Origin of the sequence: Halovenus marina, from assembly GCF_051414115.1 — an archaeon.
Taxonomy (GTDB): domain Archaea; phylum Halobacteriota; class Halobacteria; order Halobacteriales; family Haloarculaceae; genus Halovenus; species Halovenus marina.
Window position 1 is genome coordinate 1,596,265 of sequence record NZ_JBLKNZ010000001.1, and the last position, 9,059, is coordinate 1,605,323.

General features: G+C 63.8%; 10 protein-coding genes. 2 read left to right on the top strand and 8 right to left on the bottom strand.

Going from position 1 to position 9,059, the window contains the following annotated elements:
* Positions 1–18: 18 nt before the first annotated feature.
* The gene (gene rtcA / locus ACMGFL_RS08140) at positions 19–1,056 is read left to right on the top strand and encodes an RNA 3'-terminal phosphate cyclase (RefSeq protein ID WP_436935038.1); all 1,038 of its coding nucleotides are present in this window, start codon (positions 19–21) and stop codon (positions 1,054–1,056) included.
* Here rtcA and ACMGFL_RS08145 read toward each other — a convergent pair.
* The 7 genes from ACMGFL_RS08145 to ACMGFL_RS08175 form a co-directional block, all read right to left on the bottom strand.
* Complete coding sequence (locus ACMGFL_RS08145; RefSeq protein ID WP_436935039.1) at positions 1,053–1,253, bottom strand: DUF8149 family protein; 201 nt, start codon at positions 1,251–1,253, stop codon at positions 1,053–1,055. The two genes, rtcA and ACMGFL_RS08145, sit on opposite strands and share 4 nt — an antisense overlap.
* A gap of 63 nt (positions 1,254–1,316) precedes the next feature.
* Complete coding sequence (locus tag ACMGFL_RS08150; RefSeq protein ID WP_436935040.1) at positions 1,317–2,393, bottom strand: archaeosine biosynthesis radical SAM protein RaSEA; 1,077 nt, start codon at positions 2,391–2,393, stop codon at positions 1,317–1,319.
* Between the two features lie 67 nt (positions 2,394–2,460).
* Entirely contained in the window at positions 2,461–2,706 is a 246-nt protein-coding gene (locus ACMGFL_RS08155) for a hypothetical protein (RefSeq protein ID WP_436935041.1), read from the bottom strand.
* Between the two features lie 58 nt (positions 2,707–2,764).
* Positions 2,765–4,528: an archaeosine synthase subunit alpha gene (gene arcS / locus ACMGFL_RS08160; protein WP_436935042.1), complete on the bottom strand. Its 1,764-nt coding sequence runs from the start codon at positions 4,526–4,528 to the stop codon at positions 2,765–2,767.
* A gap of 46 nt (positions 4,529–4,574) precedes the next feature.
* Positions 4,575–6,131, bottom strand: a complete 1,557-nt coding sequence (gene tgtA / locus ACMGFL_RS08165; RefSeq protein ID WP_436935043.1) for a tRNA guanosine(15) transglycosylase TgtA — start codon at positions 6,129–6,131, stop codon at positions 4,575–4,577.
* 71 nt (positions 6,132–6,202) lie between these two features.
* Positions 6,203–6,745 carry an NUDIX hydrolase gene (locus ACMGFL_RS08170; RefSeq protein ID WP_436935044.1) on the bottom strand — a complete coding sequence of 181 codons (543 nt, stop codon included), beginning with the start codon at positions 6,743–6,745 and terminating at the stop codon, positions 6,203–6,205.
* 92 nt (positions 6,746–6,837) lie between these two features.
* The gene (locus tag ACMGFL_RS08175) at positions 6,838–7,323 is read right to left on the bottom strand and encodes a peroxiredoxin family protein (RefSeq protein WP_436935045.1); all 486 of its coding nucleotides are present in this window, start codon (positions 7,321–7,323) and stop codon (positions 6,838–6,840) included.
* A gap of 101 nt (positions 7,324–7,424) precedes the next feature.
* Between ACMGFL_RS08175 and ACMGFL_RS08180 the strand changes: the two genes are divergently transcribed.
* Complete coding sequence (locus tag ACMGFL_RS08180) at positions 7,425–8,144, top strand: DUF547 domain-containing protein (RefSeq protein ID WP_436935046.1); 720 nt, start codon at positions 7,425–7,427, stop codon at positions 8,142–8,144.
* Positions 8,145–8,159: 15 nt separating this feature from the next.
* Here the strand turns inward: ACMGFL_RS08180 and ACMGFL_RS08185 are convergent, their stop codons facing one another.
* Positions 8,160–9,059, bottom strand: coding sequence for a prenyltransferase (locus ACMGFL_RS08185; RefSeq protein ID WP_436935047.1), 900 nt, complete (start codon positions 9,057–9,059; stop codon positions 8,160–8,162).

The window sequence follows — 9,059 nt, forward strand, 5'->3', positions numbered from 1 at the left end:
CAGAGCTAACGTCGGACCATGATCAAAGTGGACGGAGACGACGGCGGCGGGCAGTTGCTCCGGTCGAGCCTAGCGCTCGCCGCGCTCACCGACCAGCCAGTCGAGATAGCGAACATTCGCGGAAACAGGCCCGATCCGGGGCTGAAACCGCAGCATCTCGCAGCAGTGCGCGCACTCGAACGGCTCTGCGAAGCGACTGTCGAGGGTGCAACGCTCGGGTCTGAAACGATCACCTTCGACCCGGACGCGCTCACCACAGACCCAATCGAAATCGAGATCCCGACGGCCGGGAGTCTGACCTTGCTGTTCGACGCTGTGTTGCCGCTTGCGACGCGAATCGACGACGCAATCTCGGTCACGGCGACGGGAGGGACAGAGGTCGCGTGGTCGCCACCACTCGCGACTCACGAACGCGTCAAACTCCCGCTCTGTCGCCGGTTCGGACTCCAGACAACCGTCGAGCGCCAGCGAACTGGCTTCTATCCTGCAGGGGGCGGGCGTGCGACGCTGTGGCTAGCCCCCTCGACACTCGACCCGCTGTCACTTTCCCAGCGCGGCGATCTAGAACGGGTGGTCGTCGACTCACGATGCTCGGCGGATCTGGCAGCCAGAGACGTCGCGCAGCGACAGGCCGAGCAGGCCGTCGAGAGACTCTCGTCGGGAGGTATCGATACGACAGAGCGGGCGACGACCGTCGACGAGACGGATTCGACCGGGTCAGCAATTACCGTCGCATTCGAGTACGAACGGTCTCGCGCAGGATTCGACGCGCTCGGCGAACCTGGAACGCCCGCCGAAGACATCGCAGACGAGGCTGTCTCACGGGCGCTATCTGTTCACGAGAGCGACGCCGTCGTCGACCGATATCTCGCCGACCAACTCCTGCTCTTTCTCGCGCTTTCCGGCGGAGAGATCCGGATCCCCGAGGTTACCGAACACGTCGAGACACACCGCTCGTTGCTCGACCAGTTCGGATTCGAGATACACATCGAGGAAAACAGAACGTCGGCTGTCGTGTCCGCGCCAGGAACCGACCCGGGGGATATCGACCGCTAATCGAGCAGTTCGAGGTCTTTCGCGACGAGGTCAGTCAGTTCCTCCTTGATCGCTGGGTCGATCCGGGCGACCTCCTCACCGTCGTGGAGGCGGTCGTTGTGCGCTTCGATCCCCGCTTTCAGATCGGAGAGTGGGATCCGCGTCGTTGTTTCACACTCGGGACAGGCGACGGGAACCGCTGGCTCGTCGTCAGACATTATCCTGAGATACGACTTCGGTGGGGTATATGCTTGCCGAAGCAGAGACCCAGCCCTTATTGTCTATCGAACGAGCGGCATCGAATAGCTTCGCTCGCGCTCGCGGACTTCCTCCCACGTTCGCTCACAGGCACAGGAGACCTGATCGAACACCGAGGAGTCCTGCCGGAGGTTGAAGTCCTTGATTGCCCGGAAGACCCTGTCGTCGCACTCCCCGCAGTTGTGTGGGCCGCGGTCACTCCCGTGACCGACCGGATCTGAGACGACGAGGACATCCTCCTCGGCCGTGCGTTCGAGGACGTTCGCGATGCTCCAGAGCCACGGCGGGCGGTAGCCGTCGTTGTGGTACAACTCTTCGACCATCGTGTAGCGCTGGACGTTCGTCGGGTTCATCGAGACGGTGTGACAGCCTGGAACGTCTGCACAGCGGCGGATCGATTCGACCATATCCTCGATGGACTCCGACTCCGCGAGGAATGGCGGTTTCATCAGGAGATAGGCTTTGATCCCAGCGCCCGCGTCGCGTGCGTGTTCGGCCGCTGCCTCGAAATCCGCGAAGTCGAAGTACTTGTTGATGCAGTCGTGGCGAATCCGGTCTGTCGCGGTTTCGAGTCCGACTGCAACGTCCGTCTCGATGCCGTGGTCGGTGAAATCTGCTATCTTCTCACTCGCGATGAAATCGGGGAGCGACTCGACGACGATGCGGTCGCGGTCGGCGAAGGTGTCTGCGATGGCCGCCCGCGTCTCCGCCGGAACCTCTCGCTCGTCGAAAAACGATCCAGAGGTGTAGATTTTGATCTGTCCCGCAGGCTCGTCAGCGTTGTCCTGTTCGTGTTCGAGACAGACATCGACCTGTCGCATCAGATCCTCGTGGGCGACCGTCCCGCCCTCGACGGATTCGGCGACGTAGCCACACATCGTACAGCCGCCAGCGCGGGCCCACCGACAGCCGCCGGTGTTCAAGATGATCGTCAGCGAGTCGTAGACGCCGTCGGGGGTGTTGTCCTCGTCGAGCCAGACGCGTGTCGGCTCTCGGGGGTCGTGGGAGGTATCGTTACGGGCGCGGATCTCCCGCATCGCCCGGTTGTGGGCGTCCATCCCCTTGCCCTGCTCGTACACATCGGGGCTGGGTTTGCTCATTAGCGACCGATAGGACAGCGGAACCTAAAGCGTCTGCGTTGTCGACACGACTACCGAGTACAACGGGCTACTCCCGGTGTCGAAACGAGACGACCGTTGTGATCTCGTCGTCACCCGTCGACTCCGTGGTCACGTCGAGGCCGAGCACGCTGTCATCGCCGAGCGTGTCGACGACGATCTCCCGCAGGGCGCTCGCGCTCGCGTCGTCTTCGGTGACGACGACGCTGACCTGCTTGCGGTTTTGACGGATCTCCCCCACCTCGTAGCCCGCATCGGCGAATGCGCTCCGGAGCGACTGCTCGATATCTGTCATATTTGTGTTGAGACGGGCCGGACACAAAAATCCGCGTGTCTCGACAGCACGCGTCTCGCTACTGCTCTTCGACGTGACGAACCTGACTCGCGATCCCACGAGTGCTCTCGACCATCTCCGGGCCGGACATCTCTGCTCGCCCGACGGCGAAGGCCTTCGGACCCTCGATGACCACCTCGTCGCCGACGCGGATCGACTCGTCGGCGTCGACGACGCCCGGCGCGAGCACCGACCCGTGCGGGACGAAGGCGTCGATGGTGACCCGCTTCGTGGGCGCATCGCTCTCGACCCACCGGCGAGCGCCAGCGAGTGTCAGCGCGAGCAGGCCGTACTTGGCGACCAGCGTTGCGAGTTGGGTTCCGTCGCCGTCGAGCGCTCTGAGTTTGGGATAGTGGCTCTCGACGCTGAGATCCTCGAAGATGGCCCCGCCTGCGCCCGCGCCGAACTGGTAGTCTGCGATCGCCCGCAGTGTGTTGTGCTGGCGCTCACGCTTCGAGTACTTGAGTTCCTCGGAGAGCGTCGCGGCGAGGTTCGCAAGCGAGTCGGTCGTCGTGGGATGGTCGACGGCGGTGTACTCGAACGACTGGTCGAGTCGTTCCTCGACGCGCTCACAGATGTCACGGTAGCCCTCGCCCGCGACGTGTGCGATGATCCGTGGATACTCGTTTGCTCGGAGGTACGCCTCCAACACGCTCGCGACGAACTCGATTTCGGTCGGCGTCCACTCGCCCGTGACGACGGTGTCGTAGTGCTGGGCGGGGTAGGTCAGTTCGAGTTCCTGCGGGACGACGCCGATGGGCGAAGTCATCGAGACCAGATGGGCGCGGTACTGGATGGCATCGTGGAACTGGCCGTGGCTCTGGGAGTCGCTGTAGGGCTTCTGTGCCGAACACGGAACCAGCACGAGCGGATTCGCAAAGCGGTTCTCGTAGCGCTCGGTGACACGCTGTGCGTACCGCTGAATCTCGACCCGGTTGAGTGTGTCGTCGGTCGCAGCGGTGATCTCAGACTGGCGAAAGACGGGCGTGTGCTGTTCCAGATAGGCGTACTGCTGGTCGAGACGACGAAAGACGGCGGTCAGCCACTGCTCGTGACGGGCCTGTCCCTCGATGTAATCGCGGAGACTCCCGGAACGAATTCGCTCGCGAACCGTCCCGAGCGCGGCCCGCAGAACGTGTTCGTTGTGTTCAGCGCAGTCCTCGCGGTCGAATGTCTCGATCGACTGCTGACAGGCGGGACACGCACACGGCAACTCCGCCAGATCCGCCAGAAACCGCATCCCGTCAGTCGTGAGGTAGTGGCCTCGCGTCCCAGCGAGCACGGCCTCGTCGGTGTCGAGCAGATCCACCCCCGCGTACGCGAGCGTCGCGACATTCGCGGGCGTCGCGACGCCGGGTAGATACAGCGCGGTATCGGCGGGGATCGATTCACGCGTCTCGATGATCCCCCTCACGAACGCCTCGGCGTGGCCGACGAGTTGCTGGGCGTTCGAGAGCACGTACGCATCTGTGCCGTGGTCGCGGGCCGTCGCTGGCGTCACAACTGCACCGCTCGGAACGTCCACGCCGGGGTACTCCGGCGCAAATGCCTCCTGCACGTCCTCGGGAGTTTCGCCCGGCAGTGCGCGGTGCGGGAGGACGGTTATCGCGTCGCTGTTGTCGGACAACTGGTCGGCGTCGAACTCGCGGTCACGAACCCACTCGCTGCCCGCATCTCGGATCAGGTCGTCGACGAGCGCGGGCGTCCGCCGGGAATCAGCGAACCGGAGTTCCCCGAGTCGTGCCGCCCCGTCGCGCTCGTGTACCTCGAAGTAGTCGGTCATGCGTCCCTCGCTCCGTCGTGACTACCGAGCGGACACACGTACTCACTCATACGTCCCCGTCTGTCGCTCCGGAATAACTGTCCTCCGGTTTCGTCGAATCGTCGCCACCGACAGCCCCGTCGCCGCCCTGCTTTGCCCGGCGACCGAGCGGTTCGACTTCGACGCACTCGGGAACCTGATCGAGCGCCGTCGTCGGCCAGTCGTCGTGAAAGAGCGTCACCGTCGTCTTGGGGTTCGCCGCGACCAGTTTCTGTACCCCTCGCGCGGCCGCCTCGTAGGCCTGTGGCTCCAGTCGCTCGGGAATCTCGCCCGCGAGCGGGTACACGTCAGAGAGCGCGCGCGGAACCGGCCCGAACGGCGGAACGAGTCGCCACGACTGGTCGAACTGGTCGCTCGGATTCCCCGCAGTAAGCAACAGATCACCCTCGACGGTCAGCCGGGAAAGTCTGTCGTGGTGGCGACGCACTTCCGGGCGGCGCGCACTCTCCGTCGAGAGGTGGAAGAAGGCGTCTTTCGAGACCGGATCGGTCCGCTCCAGTTGGTCGGCGTCGTCGAGCAGGCGTCGATAGCCGTCGAGGAGCGCGGGGTGGCCCCGAACGCGCGTCTCGACGAGTTCGAGCAGATTGCCCTCCTCGATGGTCTGCCGAACGGTTCGCATCTCGGCGAACGAAACTGCGAGGTTGTGCTTTGCCAGCAGATGCTCCTGCGTGCCCTCGTCGGCGTCGCGAAGGCGCTCGGGCGTCCACTCGGTACAAACCGGACACGAACAGGGAAACGTCGAAAGGTCCGAAAGCTGTTTCGTCCCCCTGACGGTCAGATACTTCCCGTCGCGGGCAAAGAGGGCGTAGGCCGCCGAGTCGAAGAGGTCACAGCCCATCGCAGCGGCGAAGGCGAACATCATGGGGTGTCCCGCGCCGAACAGATGCACGGGCGCTGCCTCGTCGAGGCCGCGCTTGACGGCGGTGACGACGCTCGCGAGGTCAGCGAATCGGTAGGACTTCATCAGCGGGACAACCGCGCCGATGGGAAAGAGGTCCAGACCGGTCGTCGCCGCCTCGCGCGCGGCCCGTTCGCGCAAGTCGGGATGGGTCGAGCCCTGAATCGGAGCGGAGACGAGCATCTCGCCCGTCTCGACAGTCGCCGCGAGTTCGAGTCGTGACTGGGTGGTTGCCTGCTCGGACTCCGCCTGCTCGCGGTCGACATCGGGCGGCGTCGGGATGTCGACCGGAGTGCCGATGTCGGAACCGATGTCGTGCTGAAACTGCAGTATCTCGGGCGTGTCGACGTCGATATCGCCGTACTCGGAGAGTTGAAAGGAGCCGGAATCGGTCATGATCGCGCCGGAGAAATCGAGCATGTCGTGGAGACCCTGCTCGAGTGCTGGCTCGCGCAACTCGTCGCTGCCGTGGATGATGTAGCTGTTCGTGATGAGGATCTGTGCGCCGAAGTCGGATTCGAGTTCTGCTGGCTCGACCGTCTGGACGTGCGGGTTGACGACGGGAAGCAGCGCTGGCGTCTGCACCGTCGCGTCAGCACGCGGGACGGTCAACTCGCCGATCCGTCCCGCGGCGTCGTAAGAGCGAACCTCGAAAACCTCGTTCATTAGCCCACCATGGGCGTGGCCCAGCGGTAAGGATTGTGTTTCACCGGGCAATCTCTCTCACCCCACAGCAGTCACTCTGACCGCTCGAACAGTTCGTAGTACAGCAGGCCGTTCGCGGTTCGGCCATCTCGGATATCACCCGCGCGGAGCGCATCGATGAGGGTCTCGTAGGCCACCGTCCGCGTGGTTATCGTCTCGTCGCTGTCGAGGTTCTGGTCGCCTGCCGGTTCACAGCCCTCGGCGACGAAGTAGTGAAAGACCGAATCCGCGAAGCCATTTGCCGGTTCGAGCGTGACCAGATGCTCCATCGACTCAGCGCGGTAGCCGGTCTCCTCCCGCAACTCCCGGCGTGCGCCCTCCGCTGGCTGTTCGCCCTCGTGGAGTGTGCCCGCTGGAAGACCGTGATTCGTCCGTTCGACTGCCTGTCGCCACTCCTCGATTGTTACAACCGCTCCGTCGGCCGTGAAAGGGAGTACGACGGTACTCGGCTCCTCTGTGATGTAGTCGAACTCCGCTTCAGTGTCGTCTGGCAGTCTGACGGTCTGATTCCGGACTGTGAACCCGTCACACTCGTACGCGGTCTGCTCCGAGACAGTCTCCCAGGGGTCTGTCATGGGCGGTATTTGAGCCCGGACCATCGTAAGCCGGTCGGTGTGGCAGCCAACATACTGAGAGAACGAGACGAACGCGAGTCAGTCCGGTCGAGCTATCGATGCGCATCTATCACGTCGAGCAGGTCATCGATCTCGGGTCTGTCCCACGTGGACGACCCCTCGTGCGTGTAGATGATCTCGGGTGTGTCGCCGCGGCAATCGAGCATCACTATCTTCGGCATCCGGCCGAAGAAGTCGCTGAACCGGCCGAGAACCCCGAATCTGACCGGTTGGTCGTACTCCGAACTGACTCGCGTGTCGGGGTCGGCACAGAGCGGAAAGGGCAGGTCGTAATCCGACTGCCAGTCTTCGAGTCTATCGGCCGGTTCGGGGACGATTGAGACGACTGCGGCGTTCCGTTCTCGGAATTCCTCGTACCGGGATGCGAGCGTCTGTACCTGCTTGCGACAGTTCGTACAGTAGTAGTCGCGCTGGAAAAACAGCGCGACGAAGTCGTTATCGGCAGCGAGCGACCGAAAGGCGAGTGGGTCCGGCCCGGATCCGACGTTTTCGAGCTCGAAATCGACGGCGAGTTCCATGCAGATTGGTTCGGCTGCCAGCCCGAAAACTGTGCTGTCGGTCGTGTCCGCTCCGAACACACCTGCCGAACTATTTCCCGTCTGGTGTCCATAGGTCCGGTGTGACGGCCGACATCGCCTCCGTTCCGGCGCAGTTTCTCCTCGCGGTCAGGCGCGACGAACCAGTCGCATCGCTTCTCGAACGACTCGCGGCGGTCGATCCGGACGACCTCTCGGCCGCACTGAATTCCGACGATGCGCGTCTGGCCTTCTGGATAAACCTCTACAACGGAGTCACACAGTGGGCGCTCGACGCCGACCCAGAGCGATACGAAAACCGCCGAACGTTCTTTTCCACGCCGCTTGTCACCGTCGCCGGGAGCGATTTGAGCCTCGACGACATCGAACACAGGATCTTGCGCCGCTCGTACAGCAAGTACGCCCTCGGCTATCTCCGCTCGCCCCTTCGAGACCGGTTCTGCGAGCGTTACGAACTCGACGCCAGAGATCCACGGATCCACTTTGCGGTGAACTGCGGGGCCGAAAGCTGTCCGGCGATTGCCGCCTACACCGCGGACCGGATCGACGAGCAACTCGACTGGGCGACCGAGGGATATCTGGCCCAGACAGTCGAGTACGACCCGGACGCCGGAGTCGTTCGCGTCCCGCGGGTCATGCTGTGGTTCCGCGGCGACTTCGGGCGCAAGCGCGACATCCTCGCATTTCTGGAGCGATACGAGCAGATCCCACCCGGGGTGACGCCGCGCCTCTCCTATCGGGACTGGAACTGGTCGATGCACCGCGAGCAGTACGCAGACTCAGAGATTGCAGCGGAGAAGTGAAGGCGTGCTGGCGGCTTAGCCCGCCACCCAGCACCAACCAGCCGTTTGCAGGATCAACAGCGAGACCATCGCCGTCACGGTCGGCCACGGGGTGTGTCGGCGGGTGTATCCGTACGCACCGTATCCGACGAGCGGGACGACCGGAAGGCTGGCGAGCGCTACCGGCACGGGAATGGACCGCCCGGCGAGTGCGAACAGGGAGAGGCCAGCCAGCAGTGCAATTCCCACGTAGACACGCCGGAGCCGCGTCGGAGACCACTGCACTGCGAGAGTTCGCTTGCCGACCGCTCGGTCCGCCTCGCGGTCCGGCCACTGGGTCGCGAACAGATTCAACAGGACGACCAGAAAGAACGGGATCGATGCGAGCGCCACGAACCCGAGTGTCCCACCGACGACAGCGCCGCCGTACACCGGGAGGACGAGTCCGCCGAGCGCGGCATTATCGAGTTCGCCCAGGCCACGCCAGGCCAGTCTGAGCGGGCCGACGGAGTACTGCCAGCCGAAGACCGCAATCACCGCAAGCACTCCGAGTGCACGGAGCGAAAGCCAGCCGCTGACGGCGAAGGCGACGGCGAACACGATGCCGAGACAGAGCGAGAGCGCGGCCGCCCGGAGCGCGACGGTCCGAGACACGTCGAACCGCTGGAGCGCGCCGCTCCCGCCGGAGAACGGCGTGCGGTCGGTGCGGGCGTCGGTTTCGTAATCAGCGTACTCGTTGATCTGGTGGACACTTGTAGCTGTCAGGAGTAAGACGAGCGCCCCCGAAGCAAGCGCCAGTACCGACAGAGTCGCACCCATAAACAGCGCAACTTTCACCCCAAAGAGGTAGACGCCGAGTATCAACAGCAGTTGTGCCGGTCTGGCAGTCGCATACAGCACTCGACCGAGAGACCAGTCCAGACGTACACGAGTCAT

Excerpts from the sequence above, each read along its gene's own strand:
- rtcA (WP_436935038.1), top strand. The coding sequence starts at position 19 with ATGATCAAAGTGGACGGAGACGACGGCGGCGGGCAGTTGCTCCGGTCG.
- ACMGFL_RS08145 (WP_436935039.1), bottom strand. The coding sequence starts at position 1,253 with ATGTCTGACGACGAGCCAGCGGTTCCCGTCGCCTGTCCCGAGTGTGAA.
- ACMGFL_RS08150 (WP_436935040.1), bottom strand. The coding sequence starts at position 2,393 with ATGAGCAAACCCAGCCCCGATGTGTACGAGCAGGGCAAGGGGATGGAC.
- ACMGFL_RS08155 (WP_436935041.1), bottom strand. The coding sequence starts at position 2,706 with ATGACAGATATCGAGCAGTCGCTCCGGAGCGCATTCGCCGATGCGGGC.
- arcS (WP_436935042.1), bottom strand. The coding sequence starts at position 4,528 with ATGACCGACTACTTCGAGGTACACGAGCGCGACGGGGCGGCACGACTC.
- tgtA (WP_436935043.1), bottom strand. The coding sequence starts at position 6,131 with ATGAACGAGGTTTTCGAGGTTCGCTCTTACGACGCCGCGGGACGGATC.
- ACMGFL_RS08170 (WP_436935044.1), bottom strand. The coding sequence starts at position 6,745 with ATGACAGACCCCTGGGAGACTGTCTCGGAGCAGACCGCGTACGAGTGT.
- ACMGFL_RS08175 (WP_436935045.1), bottom strand. The coding sequence starts at position 7,323 with ATGGAACTCGCCGTCGATTTCGAGCTCGAAAACGTCGGATCCGGGCCG.
- ACMGFL_RS08185 (WP_436935047.1), bottom strand. The coding sequence starts at position 9,059 with ATGACTCGTGTACGTCTGGACTGGTCTCTCGGTCGAGTGCTGTATGCG.